We start from the raw sequence: 20,145 nt of genomic DNA, 5'->3' as shown, positions 1-20,145 counted from the left end.
CGCATCGGAGGGAGCACGATGACTCAAACGCTGCCCGCCGGGCTGACCGCCACCGCACGTGTGCCCGCATCGACGGCGAACCTCGGGCCGGGCTTCGACACGCTGGGCATGGCCCTGGGGCTGTACGACGAGATCACCGTGACGACGACCGGTGCGGGGCTGTCGATCCGGGTGGAGGGCGAGGGCGCCGAGGACGTGCCCTGGGGCCCGTCGCACCTGGTCGTGCGTGCGATCGAGCGCGGTCTCGAGTCGATCGGCGTCTGGGCCGGAGGTCTGGACGTGGTGTGCCGCAATGCGATTCCGCATTCGCGAGGACTCGGCTCCTCGGCCTCCGCCGCGGTGGGTGGGCTCGCGGTGGCGAACGGGCTGGCGAGCAAGCTCGACCCGACGCTGGTGCTCAGCCAGGAACAGCTGGTCCAGCTCTCCTCCGAGTTCGAGGGCCATCCGGACAACGCGTCCGCGAGCGTGCTCGGCGGCGCCGTGGTGTCCTGGAGCGAGGACACCGGCGACGCGGACTCGCCGCGAACCTTCGCCGCGGTCCGCGTGGACGTGCATCCCGACATCCGGGTGGTGGCACTGGTGCCGTCGGAGCGTTCCTCGACGGCACACACCCGGGGCCTGCTCCCGGAACAGGTCCCGCATGCAGATGCGGCCTTCAACGTCAGCAGGGGAGCGCTGGCCGTGGTCGCGCTGACCAGCCGCCCGGACCTGCTGATGGCGGCAACCGAGGACCGACTGCACCAGAGCCAGCGGGCCTCGGCATTGCCGCTGACCACGCGCTGGATCGCCACGCTGCGCCAGGCAGGCATCGCGGCGACGGTGTCTGGCGCGGGTCCAACCGTGCTGGCTCTGTCCACCGCGGCTTTCCCGGACGAACTCCGTCAGAAGGCGGAATCGGACGGACTCGCGGTGCTCGAGCTCGGCGTGGCGGACGGCGTCCAGGTCTACTGATCGCGCGGCGCACCGGAAGGTCGGTCCTTGCCCATGGCTCGGTTCGAGGCTATCCTGAGGGTCGTTCGCCCATCGTGCGCATCAGACGCCGGTGTTCTACCAGGGCATTCACTCCGAATCGAGGCTCCCGGATCGCGGGACCGCTGAAGCAGGAGTAGACGCATCTGGCTCGATTCCCTCGCGTGAATTCCGCGGTGATCGACTTGGAACGTGCCTGCTTGCGAGGCCACGGGGGCGGACGAGCCGATAGTTCCATCCAGCGAACATGTCCGGCATAACCGAGTTCAGTGAATCTGAGCCTCGGGACGAACCCTCGACTTCGCGCCGCGCGAGCGAGGGAAGGAAAGGATCTCCGTGACCGATACGGACCTGATCGCCACACCTGTTCTCGATTCCCCGGTTGACTCCGCGGCGGGCCAGGCCGGCGGCACTGCACAAACTTCAGAAACCACCGGCGGCGCCGTGGCTGCGTCCACCAAGCGCGCCGACGCGCGACGCGGTTCCGGCCTGTCCGGAATGGTGTTGGCCGAGCTGCGTGGACTCGCGTCCGAGCTCGGCATCAAGGGAACTTCCGGCCTGCGTAAGGGCGACCTGATCGCGGCCATCAAGGAGCGCCAGGGCGGCTCCGCGGCAACCAAGTCCGCGGCTCCCAAGGCAGCCCCGGTCAAGGCCGAGGTGAGCGAGGTCGCGACCGCGCCGCAGCGGGTCGCCGAGGTTGCCCCCGCCGCCGAGTCGGCTCCTGCCGCGACGGAGCGGCAGGCCGGACAGCAGGCCGACGCCGCCGAGGGCGATCAGGGCGGACGCCGAAACCGGCAGCGCCGCGGGTCCTCTCGTCAGGCCGGTTCGGCCGAGCAGGGTGAGTCGACCGCGTCGACGACCCCGGCCGGTGAACAGGGCGGCGACCGGCAGCCGCGTCAGGATCAGGGCGCCGACCGCAACCGTCGCGAGCGCAATCAGGGCGACCGCAACCAGGGTGAGCGTGGCCAGGGTGAGCGTGGCCAGGGCGAGCGCAACCAGGGTGAGCGCAACCAGGGTGAGCGTGGCCAGGGCGAGCGCAATCAGGGCGAGCGCAATCAGGGTGAGCGCAACCAGGGCGGCAACGGCCCGCGCGGCGAGGGTCGTAACGACAACCGCGGCGGCGATGACGAGGACGGCCGGGGTCGGCGGGGACGCCGGTTCCGTGAGCGTCGTCGTGGACGCGACCGCGGCGAGGGTGGCGGCGCCGGTGTCGACCGCGACCTGGAGATCCGCGAGGACGACGTCCTGCAGCCGGTCGCAGGCATCCTGGACGTGCTCGACAATTACGCCTTCGTGCGGACCTCCGGCTACCTGGCCGGTCCGAACGACGTCTACGTCTCGATGAACCTGATCCGCAAGAACGGGCTCCGTCGCGGCGACGCCATCACCGGTGCCGTCCGCGTCGCCCGTGAGGGTGAGGGCGGCGGCGGCAGCCAGCGTCAGAAGTTCAACCCGCTGGTCCGCCTGGACACCGTCAACGGCGGCGACGTCGAGGCGGCCAGGCGCAGGCCCGAGTTCGGCAAGCTGACACCGCTGTACCCGAACCAGCGGCTGCGCCTCGAAACCACGCCGAACGTCATCTCCACCCGCGTCATCGATCTGGTCATGCCGATCGGCAAGGGTCAGCGCGCGTTGATCGTCTCGCCCCCGAAGGCGGGCAAGACGACGGTGATTCAGGACATCGCGAACGCCATCGCCACCAACAATCCCGAGTGCTACCTCATGGTGGTTCTGGTCGACGAGCGACCCGAAGAGGTCACCGACATGCAGCGCTCGGTCAAGGGTGAGGTCATCGCCTCCACCTTCGACCGCCCGCCGTCAGACCACACCTCGGTTGCCGAACTCGCCATCGAGCGGGCCAAGCGGTTGGTCGAAAACGGTCGGGACGTGGTGGTCCTGCTGGACTCGATCACTCGCCTGGGACGCGCGTACAACAACTCGTCGCCCGCTTCCGGACGAATCCTGTCCGGTGGTGTCGACTCGACCGCGCTGTACCCGCCGAAGCGGTTCCTCGGTGCGGCGCGCAACATCGAGAACGGCGGCTCGCTCACGATCATCGCCTCCGCACTGGTCGAGACCGGTTCCACCGGCGACACGGTGATCTTCGAGGAGTTCAAGGGCACCGGCAATGCCGAGCTCAAGCTCGACCGCAAGATCGCCGAGCGTCGGGTGTTCCCCGCGGTCGACGTCAACATGTCCAGCACCCGCAAGGACGAACTGTTGATGAACCCGGACGAGTTCGCGGTCGTGCACAAGCTGCGCCGCGTGCTCTCGGGTCTCGATACCCACCAGGCCATCGACCTGCTTGTCAACCGGCTCAAGAAGTCGAAGAGCAATGTCGAGTTCCTGATGGAGGTCTCCAAGACCGCACCTGGCGCGATGGGCGACAACGACTAGTCGGCTGATTCGGCGCTGCGGCCCGGGAACCGGATGGTTCCCGGGCCGCAGCCGTTTCGCCCAGGGGCGTCCGCGCCGGTCGGGAACAGATCGCGGCGGATGGTCGTTAGGACTTGATGCGCGCGTTCTGGCAGAATGAACCACCGCGCCCGCGGCACTCGCCGCGTGCGAGCACAACAATGTCCGGTTCCGGTTCACGGCTTCGATTGGCGAAGCCGACCCGGCGACCACTGAAAGGGACACCATGAAGGCAGGAATTCACCCCAACTACGTGGCGACCACCGTCGTCTGCGGTTGCGGTAACACGTTCGAGACCCACAGCACCAAGGAGTCCGGACGCATCAACGTCGAGGTCTGCTCGCAGTGCCACCCGTTCTACACCGGCAAGCAGAAGATCCTCGACACCGGTGGACGCGTCGCCCGCTTCGAGGCTCGCTACGGCAAGCGCGCCGGCAAGAAGGCCGACGCCGACAGCTAGCTGTGCCGCCGACGCCCGTCCTGTGTTCCACTGCAGGCCGGGCGTCGGCTTTTTTGTACCTGTGCTGCAACGCGCCCCACCCGTCGCCTGCAACACCCATCGCACTGCCCGGCATCCCCGCGGGATGCCACAACCGAGGAGCGAACCATGGCGGGGACCACCCAGCCGTCGGCGATCGATGACATCTTGGCCGAGCACGCCGGCCTCGAACTGCAGCTGTCCGACCCGTCCCTGCACAACGATCCCTCGGCGGCGCGCCGGGTCGGCAAGCGGTTCGCCGAGCTCGCTCCCATCATGGCGACCCACACCAAGCTGCAGGCCGCGCGCGAGGACCTGGAGGCGGCGAGGGAGCTGGCCGCCGACGACTCGAGCTTCGCCGCCGAGGTACCCGAGCTCGAGGCCAAGGTCGCCGAGCTCGACGTCGCCCTCACCGATCTGCTCGCGCCGCGCGACCCGCACGACGGCGACGACGTGGTGCTCGAGGTGAAATCGGGCGAGGGTGGCGAGGAGTCGGCGCTGTTCGCGTCCGACCTGGCCCGGATGTACCTGCGCTACGCCGAGCGGCACGGCTGGCGGGTGGAGGTCCTCGACGCCAACATCTCCGATCTCGGCGGCTACAAGGACGCGACCCTCTCGATCAAGTCGAAGGGCGACACCCGCGACGGTGTCTGGGCCCGGCTCAAGTTCGAGGGCGGCGTGCACCGCGTCCAGCGCGTGCCGGTGACCGAGTCGCAGGGCCGCGTGCACACCTCGGCGGCGGGCGTGCTGATCTACCCGGAGCCGGAGGAGGTCGAGGAGGTGCAGATCGACGAGACCGATCTGCGCATCGATGTCTACCGGTCCTCGGGCAAGGGCGGCCAGGGCGTCAACACCACCGACTCCGCGGTCCGCATCACCCACCTGCCCACGGGCATCGTCGTGACCTGCCAGAACGAGCGTTCGCAGCTGCAGAACAAGGCCCGCGCGATGCAGGTGCTCGCGGCCCGGCTGCAGGCCGCGGCGGAGGAGGCCGCGGCCGACGAGGCGTCGGCGGGCAGGCAGAGCCAGGTGCGCACCGTGGACCGTTCCGAGCGCATCCGCACGTACAACTTCCCCGAGAACCGGATCACCGATCACCGCATCGGGTTCAAGGCGCACAACCTCGATGCCGTCCTCGACGGCGACCTGGATGCGCTGCTGGACGCGCTCGGCAAGTCGGACCGGGAAGCCCGGCTCGCAGTCGAGTAGCGACTGCTTGCAGGTCGCTCGAAATTCGGGGGCGTGGCCGCACCAGGCGCGGTCGGGTAATGCGGCGTTCCGAGGCCGACCCATGGCAGGCTGAACGGGTGAGCCGTCAACCCCTCCGCCTTGCGATCCTCGAGGCCACCAAGCTGCTCGAGGAGGCGGGCGTGCACAGTCCGCGCACCGACGCGGAACTGCTCGCCGCCCACGTCGTGGGGGTCGAACGCACCAGGCTCGGACTGGTACCGCTCGTCGATCCGGAGGTGATCGAGCGGTACCGCGCGCTGGTGGCCCGGCGCGCCGAACGGGTTCCGCTGCAGTACCTCACCGGCGTGTCGTGGATGGGCGACATCGACCTCCAGGTCGGTCCCGGAGTCTTCGTGCCCCGGCCGGAGACCGAGCTGCTGTTCGCCTGGGCACTCGCGTTCCTCGAGGGTCATTCGGCGCACCCGCCGGTGATCCTCGACCTGTGCGCGGGCACAGGGGCCCTGGCCCTTGCGCTCGCCAACGCCCGTCCGGACGCGGTCGTGCACGCGGTGGAGCTGGATCCTGCCGCCTTGGCCTGGACCCGCCGCAATGCCGAGGCCAGGGCGAACGAGGGCGACACCCCGATCACCCTGCATCAGGGCGACGTCACCGACCGTTCGCTGCTCACCGAGCTCGAGGGCAAGGTCGACATCGTGGTGTCGAACCCGCCGTACATCCCGGAGGGTGCCGAGCTCGACCCCGAGGTCGCGGACTTCGACCCGCACCTGGCGCTGTTCGGCGGGCCGGACGGCCTGTCGGTGATCACCCCGATGGTCTCCAACATCGCGCGCTGGCTGAAGATCGGCGGCGCGCTGGCCATCGAACACGACGACACCAACGGCGGTCAGGTGGCGGCCTTGCTGCGGGAGCGGCGGGTGTTCGGCGAGGTCGCCGAGCATCCGGACCTGGCGGGCAAACCGCGGTTTGTCGTCGCCCGCAGGGTCGCGACCGACGCCGAGGCGGCTCGCGGGCACTGACCGCCGGATGGAAGGATGGGGGAGTGAGCATCGTCTACGACTGCAGGCAGACCGATTCGCGCGAGGCGGGCATCACGGCCGCGACGAATTCGCTCAAGGCCGGGCGCCTGGTCGTCCTGCCGACCGACACCCTCTACGGCCTTGCGGCCAACGCCTTCGACGGCGAGGCCGTCACCTCGTTGCTGAACGCCAAGGGCCGCGGACGGGACATGCCCGTGCCGGTGCTCGTCGGCTCGTGGAACACCATCGACGGACTCGTCTTCACGGTGCGGCCGCAGGCGCGCGAGCTGATCCGCGCATTCTGGCCCGGGGGACTGAGTCTCGTTGTCCAGCAAGCGCCCTCGCTGGCGTGGGACCTGGGCGACACCAGGGGGACGGTGATGCTGCGGATGCCGCTGCACCCGGTGGCCCTCGAGCTGTTGCGGGAAGTGGGTCCGCTCGCGGTGTCCAGCGCGAACATCTCCGGGCACGCACCGGCCTCCACCGTCGAGCAGGCCCGCGACCAGCTCGGCAGCGCGGCGTCGGTGTACCTGGACGGTGGCCCCGCGAAGCACGCGGTGGCGTCGACGATCGTGGACCTGACGGCCGACGAGCCGCGGATCCTGCGCGAGGGCGCGGTCCCCGTGTCGGACATCGCGGACGTGCTCGGGGTCACGCGCGAGAGCTTGCAGCCGGGACGGGTACCGGAATGACCGGGACGGGATCTCAGGGACCGGGCTCTGCCGAGCAGGTGTTCTGGGGGCCGGACTTTGCCGAACTGGAGCGGACCGACCCGGAGATCGCCGAGATCACGCTCGCCGAGCTGGACCGGCTGCGCGGTGGTGTGCAACTGATCGCGAGCGAGAACCTCACCAGCCCCGCGGTGCTGGCGGCGCTGGGGTCGACGCTGAGCAACAAGTACGCCGAGGGCTACCCGGGCCGCCGGTACTACGGCGGCTGCGCCGAGGTGGACCGCGCCGAGACTCTGGCAATCGAGCGGGCCAAGGTGCTGTTCGGCGCCGAGCACGCCAACGTACAGCCGCATTCGGGTGCCAGCGCCAACCTCGCCGTGTACGCCGCGTTCGCGCAGCCGGGCGACCCGGTGCTGGCAATGAGCCTGCCGCACGGTGGCCACCTCACCCACGGGTCCAAGGTGAGCTTTTCCGGCAAGTGGTTCACACCGATCCCGTATCACGTGCACAAGTCCACCGAGCTCATCGACTACGACGAGGTCCGCGACCTCGCGCTGACCCACCGGCCGCGGATCATCGTCGCCGGTGCCACCGCGTATCCGCGCCTGATCGACTTCGCGAAGTTCCGCCAGATCGCCGACGAGGTGGGCGCGATCCTCTGGGTCGACGCCGCGCATTTCATCGGCCTGGTGGCGGGCGGGGCGATCCCGTCGCCGGTGCCGTACGCGGACGTCGTGTCCGCGACCACCCACAAGGTGCTGCGCGGACCGCGGGGCGGCATGCTGCTGTGCAAGGCCGAGCACGCCAAGGCCATCGACAAGGCGGTGTTCCCCTTCAGCCAGGGTGGCCCGCTCATGCACTCGATAGCGGCCAAGGCGGTGGCCCTGAAGGAAGCCGCGAGCGAGGACTACCGGGCCTACGCCTCGAGCGTGGTCGACAACGCGGCGGCTCTGACCAAGGCGCTCGAGGCAGGCGGCATGCGCGCGGTGTCCGGCGGCACCGACACCCACCTGGCACTGCTGGACCTGCGCGAGCTCGGGGTGACCGGGGCAGAGGCCGAGCGTCGGAGCGATGCCGCCCGAATCACGTTGAACAAGAACGCGATCCCGTACGACCCGGCGCCGCCGATGGTGGCGTCCGGGATCAGGGTCGGATCGGCCGCGGTGACCACGCAGGGATTCGACGCCGATGACTGCGCGGCCGTCGGTGCGCTGATCGCCAGGGCGGTGCGGGCCGAGGACGGCACCACCGCGGGCGACGCCGAGTTGGCGGACGTCGCACATCAGGTGTCGGAGTTGGTGGCGCGGAAGCCGGCCTATCCCCGGCCGGCAACTCGGAAGAGTGCAGCGACGGGGGACGGCGCGCGGTGACGGTAGCCTCTTCGACGTGATCGCCGCCCATTCCGAATTGCTCGCCCAGTCGGGCCGAGGGGCCGGGGTCCCGATCAGGGAACTGCTGCTGGTGCTCTTCACCGCGGCGGTCATCACGTTCCTGGCGACCGGGGCCGTCCGGTTGCTCGCCCTCAGGTTCGGGGCGGTGGCGATCCCGCGCGATCGCGACGTGCACGTCGAGCCGACGCCCAGGCTCGGTGGCGTCGGCATGTACGTCGGATTCGTCGCGGCCCTGCTGTTCGCACAGCAGTTGCCCGCACTGGCGAGGGGATTCGACTACAACACCAAGGACATCCCGGCGGCGCTCGTCTCCGGCGGCGTGATCGTGCTGGTCGGCATCATCGACGACCGGTGGGGACTGGACGCGCTGACGAAGTTCGTCGGACAGGTCACCGCCGCGGGCGTGCTGGTGGTGATGGGGGTCAGCTGGTTCGTGCTGTACCTGCCGTTCAACGGCACCACGCTGGTTCTGGACCAGCTCCAGTCGGGCCTGGTGACGGTGCTGATCGCCGTCGTGATGATCAACGCGATGAATTTCGTCGACGGCCTCGACGGGCTGGCGGCCGGTCTCGGTCTGATCGCCGCGTTGGCGATCTGTGTGTTCTCGGTCGGCCTGCTGCACGACCAGGGCGGCGACGTGAGCGCGTATCCGCCCGCGATGCTGGCCGCCGCGCTCGCGGGCGCGTGCCTGGGCTTCCTGCCACACAATTTCCAGCCCGCCCGGATCTTCATGGGGGACTCGGGCTCGATGTTGATCGGCCTGATGCTGGCGGCCATCTCCACCAGCGCCTCCGGCCGGATCCCGCTCAGCGCCTACGGCACCAGGGACATCCTCGGCCTGCTGACGCCGCTGCTGCTGGTGGGTGCCGTCATGTTCATCCCGATCCTCGACCTGCTGCTCGCGGTGGTGCGGCGGACCAGAGCGGGCCGTAGCCCGTTCGCCCCGGACAAGATGCACCTGCACCACCGGCTGCTGGAGATCGGGCATTCGCACCGGCGCGTGGTGCTGCTGATCTATTTGTGGGTCGGGGTGCTCGCGTTCGGCGCGGTGGGATCGGCGTTGTTGGACCGGCGGATCGTGGTGCTGCTGGTGGCGGGCGGGCTGGTGTTCGCGCTGGTCGTCACCGCCGTGCCGTCGCTGCGCCTGAAGCAGATTCCCGGACGCGATCGAGCGCGCGAGCGGTAGACCGCTAGGCTTGCAGACCGTGACCTTCTCTCCGGAACCCGTGCCCGACCAGTCCGCCCCGCTGCGTGCAGCGGTTCGCTATGGCGTGATCGGCTTGATCGCGCTCGCGGTGGTCGGCTCGATCCTCGCCACCGTCGCCGCTGGTCTGCCGGGCCTGTGGGGTGCGCTGATCGGCGTCGCCGTCGGCGGTGGCTTCATCCTGTGCACCGCGTTGGCCGTGCTGTTCACCGAGAAGCTCCCGCCCGCCACCTCCGGCGCGGTCCTGCTCGGCAGCTGGCTGCTCAAAATGATCCTGGCGATCCTGGTGCTGGGCGTGCTCAAGGGCATGGACTTCTACAGCAAGCAGGCGCTCGTCATCGTCATGGTGCTCGCTTTGGTGATCGTGCTCGGCGCCGAGACCTACGGGCTGCTCAAGGTGAAGGTGCCCTACGTGACGCCCGCACAGCCGGACGGCCCGGCCGGTGAGCCCGAATCCGACGAAAAGTAGTACGACGACCTGTCGTAATCGGTCAAGCCGGACCCCCATCTACACAACGTCGTAGTTGTATTGGTAGGGTCAGGCCCAAGCGAGTGCGGGAACAACGCGAAACACACATTTCGCAGGACCGGCATCCTCGCAGGTGACCACGATTGCCACTCCAGCGTGTTCGGAGCCGGCACGTCGCGGAACACCGAGTCGACGACAGTCCGCCGACACCGACAGACGCGGGGCCGAGCCAATCGGCCACAGCAGCTGACGAATACGCGAGCCGACCTTGTCGACTTGTTAGATCGTCAATGTCCGATCGAACCGCAGGCGATGCCGCCTGCGGCCACGACTACGGGAGAGACCGCTGAGCGTCACCACCCTGGCCGCGGAGTTCCATCCGCCGTCACTTGCAGACTTCTTCCCTCCCGCTGTGCTGTTCGAGGGCACGCCCTTCGAGCTCGACCGGCTGATGCTCATCCGCATCCTCATGACGCTGGTGCTCCTCGCCTTCTTCGTGATCGCGATGCGCAGCCCGAAGCTCGTGCCGCGTGGCGTGCAGAACCTCGCCGAGATGGGCCTGGGATTCGTCAAGAACCAGATCGCGGACGAGGTGCTCGGCAAGGAGCAGGGCAAGCGTTTCCTGCCCGTGATCACCACGATCTTCTTCACCGTGCTGTTCCTGAACGCGTCGAGCATCATCCCGTTCCTGAACATCTCCTCGAACGCCCGCGTCGGCATGCCGATCGTGCTGGCAGCGCTCGCGTACGTCACGTTCAACTACGTGGGCATCAAGAAGTACGGCTTCTTCAAGTACGTGAAGAGCAGCATCGTGGTCCCGAACGTCCCGATTGCGCTGCACGTCCTGCTGATCCCGATCGAGTTCATCTCGACGTTCATCCTCCGGCCGTTCACGCTGACCGTCCGACTCATGGCCAACATGCTGGCCGGCCACATCATGCTCGTGCTGTTCTTCAGCGCCACGCAGTTCTTCTTCTTCGAGGCAGCAGCCGGGATGAAGATCTTCGGCGTGTTCTCGCTGGCAGCCGGCTTCGGATTCACCCTCTTCGAGATGCTGGTGATCTTCCTGCAGGCGTACGTCTTCGCCCTGCTGACCGCCGTGTACATCGACCTGGCGCTGCACGCCGACTCGCACTGACCGCACTACACACAAACTGACCCATTCGCCGATCCCGGCGGTGGGCAACGGAAAGGGAACGGAAACCAAATGAGCCTCGCGTACCTGGCACAGGAAGCCGTTGAGCAGACGACCACCGGCAAGGGCTACGGCGCCATCGGCTACGGCCTCGCGGCCATCGGCCCCGGCATCGGTGTGGGCATCGTCGTCGGCAAGGCCATCGAGGGCATCGCACGTCAGCCCGAGCTGGCCGGCCAGATCCGTACCAACATGTTCCTCGGTATCGCATTCACCGAGGCCCTCGCGCTGATCGGCCTCGTCGCCGGCTTCATTTTCTGATCTCGCCATGTCAACCATTGCATTGATCGCAGCCGCGGAGGGCGAGGACATCAATCCTCTCGTCCCCGCGACCTACGACATCGTGTGGTCGGCGGTCTGCGTAGCTATCATCGGCTTCGTCTTCTGGAAGTACATCCTTCCGAAGTTCCAGCAGGTGCTGGCGGACCGTACCGAGCAGATCGAGGGCGGCATCAAGCGCGCCGAAGACGCTCAGGCCGAGGCCAAGGAGACGCTGGAGCAGTACCGCGCCCAGCTCGCCGAGGCACGGACCGAGGCCGCGGCCATCCGTGAGGATGCCCGCACCCAGGGCCAGCAGATCATCGCCGAGATGAAGGTCCAGGCACAGGCGGAGAGCGACCGCATCGTGGCCGCAGGCAGCAGCCAGCTCGCCGCTCAGCGTCAGCAGATCGTCACCGAACTGCGCAGCGACCTGGGCAAGACCGCGGTCGATCTGGCCGAGAAGGTCATCGGCGAGTCGCTGGCCGACGAGGTCAAGCGGTCGGGTTCGATCGACCGTTTCCTCAGCGAACTGGACGCCGTCAGCGCTGACTCCGCAGCCGGAAAGTGAGCACCATGTACGCAGCAAGCCGTGAGGCGCTGACTCATACGAGGAGCGCCCTGGAATCAGCGTTGGCCGGAGTTTCGGCCGGCGCGGCGACTGCCGCTGCGGCACAGACCGGTGCCGAGCTGTTCTCGGCGGTCGAGGTTCTCGACGGTCAGCGCACGCTTCGCGGCGCGCTGTCCGACCCCTCGGCCCCCGCGGCGGTTCGGCAGGCCTTGGCCGAGCAGGTGTTCTCGGCCAAGGTTTCGGCCGAGGCCATCGCGACGCTCAAGGCGGCCGTGTCCCAGGACTGGTCGAGCTCGGCTGACCTGCGGAACTCGCTGGTGCTGCTCGGTCGGGAGTCGCTGCTCAAGGCGGCCGACGATCAGGGTCAGCTCGACACCGTCGAGGACGAGCTCTTCCGGCTCGGCCGCATCGTGGCGGGTAATTCCAGCCTCGAGCAGGCCCTGTCGGATCGCGCGACGCCCACCGCGGCCAAGCGTGAACTGCTGTCCAAGCTGCTCTACGGCAAGGTCACCGCGATCACCGAGGCCCTGGCAAACCAGGTGGCCGGCCGGTTGCGGACCGCACCCGCGGATGCCTTCAACGAGCTGTCGGAACTGGCGGCGGCGCGACGCGACAAGGCGGTCGCACACGTGCGCAGCGCCTCGGCGCTGTCCGCCGAGCAGGAGGAGCGGCTCGCCGCGACCCTGTCCCGCACCTACGGCAAGCCGGTCACCGTGCACGTGGAGGTCGACCCCGAGCTCCTGAGCGGCCTTGTCGTTCGCGTGGGCGACGAGGTCATCGACGGCAGTGCGGCGGGACGTCTCGCGTCACTGCGCAAGACCCTCAAGTAGTCCCGGCGTTCGCGTCCGACCTCAAACTCCAGATATTCGAAGACCAGATACCGAGAGCAGGAAAAACATGGCGGAGCTGACGATCTCCTCCGACGAGATCCGTAGCGCGATTGAGAACTACACCGCGAGCTACTCCCCGGAGGCCTCCCGCGAGGAGGTCGGAGCGGTGTCCGACACCAGTGACGGCATTGCGCACGTCACCGGCCTGCCTTCGGCGATGGCCAACGAGCTGCTGGAGTTCCCCGGCGGCGTGCTCGGCGTGGCGCTGAACCTGGATGCCACCGAGATCGGTGCCGTCATCCTGGGCGACTACGAGCACATCGAAGAGGGCCAGCAGGTCAAGCGGACCGGCGACGTGCTGTCCGTGCCGGTCGGCGACGCCTTCCTCGGCCGCGTGGTGAACCCGCTCGGCCAGCCCATCGACGGCCTCGGCGACATCGAGAGCACCGAGAACCGCGCCCTCGAGCTGCAGGCCGCGACCGTGCTCGAGCGTCAGCCCGTCGAGGAGCCGCTGCAGACCGGCATCAAGGCCATCGACGCGATGACCCCGATCGGCCGCGGACAGCGCCAGCTGGTGATCGGCGACCGTAAGACCGGCAAGACCGCGGTCTGCGTCGACGCCATCCTGAACCAGAAGGCCAACTGGGCGACCGGCGACCCGAAGCAGCAGGTTCGCTGCATCTACGTCGCGATCGGCCAGAAGGGCTCCACCATCGCGGGCGTCAAGCAGGCCCTCGAGGAGCAGGGCGCGATGGAGTACACCACCATCGTCGCGGCCCCGGCCTCCGATTCGGCCGGCTTCAAGTGGCTCGCCCCGTACACCGGTTCGGCCATCGGCCAGCACTGGATGTACCAGGGCAAGCACGTCCTCATCGTGTTCGACGACCTGACCAAGCAGGCCGAGGCGTACCGCGCCATCTCGCTGCTGCTGCGTCGTCCGCCGGGCCGCGAGGCGTACCCCGGTGACGTGTTCTACCTGCACTCCCGCCTGCTGGAGCGCTCGGCCAAGCTCTCCGACGAGCTCGGCGGCGGCTCGCTGACCGCACTGCCGATCATCGAGACCAAGGCCAACGACGTCTCGGCCTACATCCCGACCAACGTCATCTCCATCACCGACGGTCAGGTGTTCCTCGAGTCCGACCTGTTCAACAAGGGCATCCGCCCCGCGATCAACGTGGGTATCTCGGTTTCCCGAGTCGGTGGCGCCGCGCAGACCAAGGGCATGAAGAAGGTCTCCGGTTCGCTGCGTCTCGAGTTGGCCCAGTTCCGCGAGCTGGAGGCCTTCTCGGCCTTCGCCTCCGACCTGGATGACGCCTCCAAGGCTCAGCTCGAGCGTGGACAGCGCCTCGTCGAGCTGCTCAAGCAGGACCAGTACTCCCCGATCGCCGTCGAGGACCAGATCATCTCGATCTACCTGGCCGGCGAAGGCGTGTTCGACTCGGTGCCGGTCGGCGACGTCCGCCGCTTCGAGTCCGAGCTGCTCGAGGACCTGCACCGCAATGCGGGCTCGGTCTACGAGTCGATCAAGGGTGGCAAGGCCCTCGACGAGACCTCGATCGCTGCCCTCAAGGCCGCGACCGACAAGTTCAAGGAAGGCTTCATCGCCGCCGACGGCAGCCGCGTGGTCAACGAGGCCGCGGCCTCGACCCTCGGTGCGGACGAGGTCAGCCAGGAGCAGGTTTCCGTCACTCGCAAGCACGTCAGCAAGTGAGTGTGACTGCCGTGTCGGAATCTCGTGGGAAGGGAGTGTGACTGAGTAGATGGCAAGCCTGCGCGAACTGCGCTCACGTATCAAGTCAGTCAACTCGACCAAGAAGATCACCAAGGCGCAGGAGCTGATCGCGACCTCCCGCATCACCAAGGCTCAGGCCAGGGTTGCGGCGTCGAAGCCCTACGCCGAGGAGATCACCAAGGTGCTCTCCGCGCTGGCGAGCGCCTCCGGGTCGCTCGACCATCCGCTGCTGAACGAGCGGCCGGAGCCCAAGCGGGCTGCCGTGCTGGTCGTCACCAGCGACCGCGGTATGTGCGGCGGCTACAACTCCAACGTCCTCAAGGAGGCGGAGGAGCTGCTGCAGCTGCTGCGCTCCGAGGGCAAGGAGCCGGTGCTGTACGCGATGGGCGCGAAGGGCCTCACGTACTACACCTTCCGTGATCGTGATCTGAAGGGCGCCTGGACCGGGTTCTCTCAGCAGCCGGGTTACGCGGATGCCGCGAAGGCGAGCAGGCACCTGGTCGAGCTCTTCATGGCCGGGTCGGGCACCGAAGTTGCCGCGTACAACGGCGAGGGCACCGTCGAGGGCGTGGACGAACTCCACATCGTCTACACCCGCTTCGTGTCGATGCTGACCCAGACGCCTGAGGTCCGGCGGATGGCTCCGCTCGAGGTCGAGTACAAGGACGAGAACTTCGAACTCGGGGACGACATGCTCTCCGATTCGAACGGTGCTCAGCCGACGGCGCAGTACGACTTCGAGCCGGAGGCCGCGACGTTGCTCTCGGCGCTGCTGCCGAAGTACATCAGCACCCGGATCTACTCCTCGCTGCTCGATGCGGCGGCCTCGGAGTCGGCTTCACGTCGTACCGCCATGAAGGCGGCAACGGACAACGCAAACGAGCTGGTGAACACCCTGAGCCGTCAGGCCAACCAGGTTCGCCAGGCCCAGATCACCCAGGAAATCAGCGAGATCGTCGGTGGCGCGAATGCGCTCGCCTCGAGCGCAGGAAGTGACTAGACACATGACCGCAGCAGTAACCCAAACCAACGCGAACGGCTCGGGCACCACGTCCGGCCGGGTCGTGCGGGTCATCGGTCCCGTTGTGGACGTTGAGTTCCCGCGTGGCGCCGTTCCCGCTCTGTTCAACGCCCTGAACGCAGAGGTCACTCTGCCGACGGTCGCGAAGACGCTGACCCTCGAGGTGGCGCAGCACCTGGGCGACAACCTGGTGCGCACCATTTCGATGCAGCCGACCGACGGCCTGGTCCGCGGCGCGGCGGTCGTCGACTCCGGCAAGCCGATCTCGGTTCCCGTCGGTGACGTCGTCAAGGGCCACGTGTTCAACGCCCTCGGTGACTGCCTCGACACCCCGGGCCTCGGTCGCGACGGCGAGCAGTGGGGCATCCACCGCAAGCCCCCCGCCTTCGATCAGCTCGAGGGCAAGACCGAGATCCTCGAGACCGGCATCAAGGTCATCGACCTGCTGACCCCGTACGTCAAGGGCGGCAAGATCGGTCTGTTCGGTGGCGCCGGCGTCGGCAAGACCGTTCTGATCCAGGAGATGATCACCCGTATCGCCCGCGAGTTCTCCGGAACCTCGGTGTTCGCTGGCGTCGGTGAGCGCACCCGTGAGGGCACGGACCTCCACCTCGAGATGGCCGAGATGGGCGTTCTCCAGGACACCGCCCTTGTGTTCGGTCAGATGGACGAGCCGCCGGGAACGCGTATGCGCGTCGCCCTGTCGGCGCTGACCATGGCGGAGTACTTCCGCGATGTGCAGAACCAGGACGTGTTGCTCTTCATCGACAACATCTTCCGCTTCACGCAGGCCGGCTCCGAGGTCTCGACCCTGCTGGGTCGTATGCCCTCCGCCGTGGGTTACCAGCCGACGCTGGCGGACGAGATGGGTGAGCTCCAGGAGCGCATCACCTCGACCCGTGGCCGCTCGATCACCTCGCTGCAGGCGATCTACGTCCCCGCCGACGACTACACCGACCCGGCGCCCGCGACCACCTTCGCGCACCTCGATGCGACCACCGAGCTCTCGCGTCCGATTTCGCAGATGGGTATCTACCCCGCTGTGGACCCGCTGACGTCGACCTCGCGCATCCTGGAGCCGGGCATCGTCGGTGCGGAGCACTTCCGCGTCGCGAACGAGGTCAAGCGGATCCTGCAGAAGTACAAGGAGCTGCAGGACATCATCGCCATCCTCGGTATGGACGAGCTGCAGGAAGAGGACAAGATCCTCGTCGGCCGCGCGCGCCGTATCCAGAAGTTCCTCGGCCAGAACTTCATCGTGGCCGAGAAGTTCACGGGTGAGGCCGGTTCCGTGGTGCCGCTGCGCGACACCATCGAGGCGTTTGACCGCGTCTGCAAGGGCGAGTTCGATCACCTGCCCGAGCAGGCGTTCAACAGCTGCGGTGGACTCGACGACGTCGAGGCCGCTGCCAAGAAGATCGCCGGGAAGTAGTCGACGATGGCTGAGATGACTGTTGAGCTGGTTGCCGTCGAGCAGCGGCTGTGGTCGGGTTCGGCGACGCTCGTCAGTGCTCAGACCACCGAGGGCGAGATCGGCATCATGTACGGACATGAGCCGGTCCTCGGACAGCTGATCGAGGCAGGCGTGGTCGCCATCACCACCGCCGACGGCGAGCGCGTTGTCGCCGCGGTGCACGGTGGCTTCCTCTCGGTGACGGGCACCACCGTCACGATCCTGGCCGAGTCCGCGGACTTCGCCGGTGACGTCGATGTCGAGGCCGCCAAGACCGTGCTGACGGATGAGCGGGCCGACCTGGAGGCGATCGCGATCGCCAAGGGTCAGCTGCGCGCCGTCGAGCGGGCCTGACCGGTAGTAGCCGATAGCCGCGACGAGCAAGGCCGACGAGCAGTGACCACTGGAGTGATAGTTCTCTTCGTTCTGGTGGTCCTGCTCGCGGCGCTCGTCGCGGCTTTCGTGTACCGGTTGGGGGTGCTTCGCCGCGGCGGTACCGCGGCGATCGTCCGTCCGACGCCTGCTGTCGGCGGGCAGGGCTGGCGGCACGGCGTCATCCGGTACGGCGAGGAGGACCTCGTCTTCTACAAGCTGTCCAGCCTCCGGCCCGGACCCGACTCGCGGATCAGCAGGCAGGGCATCGAGGTGGGGGATCGGCGCGCGCCCCGCGACACCGAGTTCGACATCATGACCGACGAGATCGTGATCCTGTCGGTGCAGGACGGCGATCACGGCTATGAGGTGGCGCTCGATTCCGGCGCCCTCACCGCGTTCCTGTCCTGGGTGGAATCGCGTCCCTCTGGACGGTCCATGCGAGGCCGTCCGGCCTGACGTCCGTCACACCTCAACCCCGGCCCGCGGCCGGGGTTTTCTCGTTTTCAGTGTGCGCCGGGGGATTCGGTGCCGCCCGCGCCCGGCTTCCACAACACGTCGCCCTCCGGGTTCGCGACGCGGCTCAGGATGAACAGCAGGTCGGAGAGCCGGTTCAGGTACTTGGCCGGCAGCGCGCTGGTGTCGTCTGGGGCCGCATCCACCGCCGCCCACGCCGAGCGTTCCGCGCGCCGCACCACGGTGCGCGCCACGTGCAGGAGCGCCGCAAGGGCGGTGCCGCCCGGGAGGATGAAGGAGTTCAGCGGAGTCAGCGACTCGTTGTACTCGTCGCACCACCGCTCGATGCGGTCGATGTATCCGGTGGTGACCCGCAGCGGCGGGTACTTCGGCTCCGCGACGACCGGGGTGGACAGGTCCGCGCCCGCATCGAACAGGTCGTTCTGGATCTGGCGCAGCACGTCGACGAGTGCGGGCCCCGGCGCGCCGAGCGCGAGCGCCACGCCGAGGGCGGCATTGGCCTCGTCGCAGTCCGCGTACGCGATCAGCCGCGGGTCGTTCTTCGATACCCGGGAGAAGTCACTGAGACCGGTGGTGCCGTCGTCGCCGGTGCGGGTGTAGATGCGGGTCAGGTGTACGGACATGACGTCACGGTACCGCTCGCCCAGATCGAATCGGGACCGGTCGCGGTCGGCGGGCGCATCGAGGCTGACTAGGCTGTCGCACTGTGAGTGAACGCTTTCTTGTCACCGGCGGCAACAGGCTGACGGGTGAGGTCTCGGTGGGCGGCGCGAAGAACAGCGTCCTGAAGTTGATGGCGGCGGCTCTCCTGGCGGAGGGCACCACCACCATCACCAACTGCCCGGACATCCTCGACGTCCCGTTGATGGCGGAGGTACTGCGCGGGCTCGGCTGCGAGGTGGTGCTCGAGGGCGACGAGGCGCGCATCACGACGCCGGCCGAGCCGAAGTACCACGCCGACTTCCCCGCCGTGACCCAGTTCAGGGCGTCGGTGTGCGTCCTCGGTCCGCTGGTCGCGCGGTGCAGGCGTGCGGTGGTCGCGCTCCCGGGCGGCGACGCGATCGGATCACGACCCCTCGACATGCATCAGTCCGGACTGGAACTGCTCGGGGCGCGCAGCGAGATCCAGCACGGGTGTGTGGTGGCGGAGGCGGACGACCTGCACGGTGCCACCATCCGCCTGGCCTTCCCGTCGGTCGGTGCGACCGAGAACATCCTGATGGCGGCGGTGCTCGCCAAGGGCGAGACCGTCATCGACAACTCCGCCCGCGAACCCGAGATCGTGGACCTGTGCAACATGCTCAGGCGGATGGGCGCCCAGATCGAGGGCGCGGGCACCACGACGCTGACCATTCGGGGCGTGAAGACCATGCAGCCGACCACACACCGGGTGATCGGCGACCGGATCGTCGCGGCGACGTGGGGGATCGCCGCCGCAATGACCCGGGGTGACGTGCGGGTGCGTGGGGTCAACCCGAAGCACCTCTCGCTCGTGCTCGACAAGCTCCGGTCCGCGGGCTCGCAGGTGACCATGGAGACGGACGGATTCCGGATCGTGCAGGAGGGCAGGCCGACCGCGGTGAACTACGCGACCCTGCCGTACCCGGGATTCCCCACCGACCTGCAGCCGATGGCGATCGGGCTGGCCGCGGTGGCCGACGGGACCTCGATGATCACCGAGAACGTATTCGAGGCACGCTTCCGTTTTGTGGAGGAGATGATCAGGCTCGGCGCCGACGCCCGCACCGACGGTCACCACGCGGTGGTCCGCGGCATCCCGCAGCTCTCGAGTGCTCCCGTGTGGTCCTCGGACATCCGGGCGGGCGCGGGTCTCGTGCTGGCAGGCCTCGTCGCGGATGGCATCACCGAGGTGAACGATGTCTTCCACATCGATCGCGGGTACCCGAGATTCGTGGAGAACCTGACGGACCTCGGCGGCGCCATCGAGCGGGTGCCTGCCCCTGCAGTAGCCGGCTGATCGAACCTGCTCCCGTTGAAGGGCGTCGTCGTCCGCGATCTCGCGGGCGACGGCGCCTTTCGCTCGTTTCGCGGGGACGCCATTGATGGTGTCCGGCGTCACAGCCGGTGAAATTCTTCGAACAACGGGTTTTGACGGCAGGAGCGGGGCCCTGACCTGGGAACTTCTGGGGCGAGTGGGGCGCGACATGGCGATTTGCCACAGCGTTCGCCGCCGCGTAACTTTTGTCGAGTCAGAGCGACACGGACACCGACCCGGGCCGAGAGGCCGGGGACACGAGGTTGGACGTAGGCGCCAGACAAAATCCCAACGCCTGCTTGATCATTCGGCCCGGTTTTGACCGGGCGGGGTAGATCAGCTAGGCTGGAACAGTTGCCCCGGAGCGGCCGAGAACGAGTTTCTTGGTGGTGATGGTGTGTGCGTGTTCTTTGAGAACTCAACAGTGTGCCGATGA

General features: G+C 68.0%; 20 protein-coding genes. 19 read left to right on the top strand and 1 reads right to left on the bottom strand.

Annotated features, from left to right (window positions below; all coding sequences use genetic code 11):
* Positions 1-18: 18 nt before the first annotated feature.
* The 18 genes from thrB (at position 19) to ACFXMV_RS15215 (ending at position 17,695) form a co-directional block, all read left to right on the top strand.
* Positions 19-951, top strand: a complete 933-nt coding sequence (thrB, locus tag ACFXMV_RS15300; protein ID WP_378500177.1) for a homoserine kinase — start codon at positions 19-21, stop codon at positions 949-951.
* Between the two features lie 354 nt (positions 952-1,305).
* Entirely contained in the window at positions 1,306-3,366 is a 2,061-nt protein-coding gene (gene rho, locus ACFXMV_RS15295; protein ID WP_378500178.1) for a transcription termination factor Rho, read from the top strand.
* A gap of 244 nt (positions 3,367-3,610) precedes the next feature.
* Complete coding sequence (gene rpmE, locus ACFXMV_RS15290) at positions 3,611-3,844, top strand: 50S ribosomal protein L31 (RefSeq protein ID WP_027503018.1); 234 nt, start codon at positions 3,611-3,613, stop codon at positions 3,842-3,844.
* 147 nt (positions 3,845-3,991) lie between these two features.
* Positions 3,992-5,071, top strand: a complete 1,080-nt coding sequence (gene prfA / locus ACFXMV_RS15285; protein WP_378499526.1) for a peptide chain release factor 1 — start codon at positions 3,992-3,994, stop codon at positions 5,069-5,071.
* A gap of 98 nt (positions 5,072-5,169) precedes the next feature.
* Positions 5,170-6,069, top strand: a complete 900-nt coding sequence (gene prmC / locus ACFXMV_RS15280) for a peptide chain release factor N(5)-glutamine methyltransferase (RefSeq protein ID WP_378499525.1) — start codon at positions 5,170-5,172, stop codon at positions 6,067-6,069.
* 23 nt (positions 6,070-6,092) lie between these two features.
* On the top strand, positions 6,093-6,761 hold the full coding sequence (locus ACFXMV_RS15275; RefSeq protein ID WP_378499524.1) for an L-threonylcarbamoyladenylate synthase: 669 nt from the start codon (positions 6,093-6,095) through the stop codon (positions 6,759-6,761).
* Positions 6,758-8,110, top strand: coding sequence for a serine hydroxymethyltransferase (glyA, locus tag ACFXMV_RS15270; protein ID WP_378499523.1), 1,353 nt, complete (start codon positions 6,758-6,760; stop codon positions 8,108-8,110). The genes ACFXMV_RS15275 and glyA overlap by 4 nt, the downstream gene beginning before the upstream one ends.
* A 16-nt stretch (positions 8,111-8,126) precedes the next feature.
* A complete protein-coding gene (locus ACFXMV_RS15265) occupies positions 8,127-9,317 on the top strand; it encodes a glycosyltransferase family 4 protein (RefSeq protein ID WP_378499522.1) in 1,191 nt (396 codons plus the stop codon).
* 10 nt (positions 9,318-9,327) lie between these two features.
* Entirely contained in the window at positions 9,328-9,804 is a 477-nt protein-coding gene (locus ACFXMV_RS15260) for a hypothetical protein (protein WP_378499521.1), read from the top strand.
* Positions 9,805-10,216: 412 nt separating this feature from the next.
* Positions 10,217-10,942, top strand: coding sequence for a F0F1 ATP synthase subunit A (atpB, locus tag ACFXMV_RS15255; RefSeq protein ID WP_378499520.1), 726 nt, complete (start codon positions 10,217-10,219; stop codon positions 10,940-10,942).
* Positions 10,943-11,011: 69 nt separating this feature from the next.
* A complete protein-coding gene (locus ACFXMV_RS15250; RefSeq protein WP_027503025.1) occupies positions 11,012-11,260 on the top strand; it encodes an ATP synthase F0 subunit C in 249 nt (82 codons plus the stop codon).
* 7 nt (positions 11,261-11,267) lie between these two features.
* Entirely contained in the window at positions 11,268-11,828 is a 561-nt protein-coding gene (locus ACFXMV_RS15245; protein ID WP_378499519.1) for a F0F1 ATP synthase subunit B, read from the top strand.
* 5 nt (positions 11,829-11,833) lie between these two features.
* On the top strand, positions 11,834-12,658 hold the full coding sequence (locus ACFXMV_RS15240; RefSeq protein ID WP_378499518.1) for a F0F1 ATP synthase subunit delta: 825 nt from the start codon (positions 11,834-11,836) through the stop codon (positions 12,656-12,658).
* A gap of 67 nt (positions 12,659-12,725) precedes the next feature.
* A complete protein-coding gene (gene atpA, locus ACFXMV_RS15235) occupies positions 12,726-14,369 on the top strand; it encodes a F0F1 ATP synthase subunit alpha (RefSeq protein WP_378499517.1) in 1,644 nt (547 codons plus the stop codon).
* A gap of 49 nt (positions 14,370-14,418) precedes the next feature.
* Positions 14,419-15,390: a F0F1 ATP synthase subunit gamma gene (locus ACFXMV_RS15230; RefSeq protein WP_378503079.1), complete on the top strand. Its 972-nt coding sequence runs from the start codon at positions 14,419-14,421 to the stop codon at positions 15,388-15,390.
* A 4-nt stretch (positions 15,391-15,394) separates the two neighbouring features.
* Positions 15,395-16,843, top strand: coding sequence for a F0F1 ATP synthase subunit beta (atpD, locus tag ACFXMV_RS15225; protein ID WP_072753560.1), 1,449 nt, complete (start codon positions 15,395-15,397; stop codon positions 16,841-16,843).
* A 6-nt stretch (positions 16,844-16,849) separates the two neighbouring features.
* Positions 16,850-17,218 (top strand): F0F1 ATP synthase subunit epsilon, encoded by a 369-nt coding sequence (locus tag ACFXMV_RS15220; protein ID WP_378503080.1) that lies wholly within the window; start codon positions 16,850-16,852, stop codon positions 17,216-17,218.
* 42 nt (positions 17,219-17,260) lie between these two features.
* Positions 17,261-17,695: a DUF2550 domain-containing protein gene (locus ACFXMV_RS15215; RefSeq protein ID WP_378503081.1), complete on the top strand. Its 435-nt coding sequence runs from the start codon at positions 17,261-17,263 to the stop codon at positions 17,693-17,695.
* A 47-nt stretch (positions 17,696-17,742) separates the two neighbouring features.
* Here ACFXMV_RS15215 and ACFXMV_RS15210 read toward each other — a convergent pair whose 3' ends face one another.
* The gene (locus tag ACFXMV_RS15210) at positions 17,743-18,336 is read right to left on the bottom strand and encodes a cob(I)yrinic acid a,c-diamide adenosyltransferase (protein WP_378502551.1); all 594 of its coding nucleotides are present in this window, start codon (positions 18,334-18,336) and stop codon (positions 17,743-17,745) included.
* 83 nt (positions 18,337-18,419) lie between these two features.
* On the opposite strand from ACFXMV_RS15210, the gene murA reads away from it, so the two are divergent.
* Positions 18,420-19,691, top strand: coding sequence for a UDP-N-acetylglucosamine 1-carboxyvinyltransferase (murA, locus tag ACFXMV_RS15205; RefSeq protein WP_378502426.1), 1,272 nt, complete (start codon positions 18,420-18,422; stop codon positions 19,689-19,691).
* The last annotated feature ends 454 nt before the right edge of the window (positions 19,692-20,145 follow it).

The organism is Rhodococcus sp. NPDC059179 (genome assembly GCF_042754885.1).
Classification (GTDB): domain Bacteria; phylum Actinomycetota; class Actinomycetes; order Mycobacteriales; family Mycobacteriaceae; genus Rhodococcus_G.
This window is presented reverse-complemented; position numbering and strand designations above follow the sequence as displayed.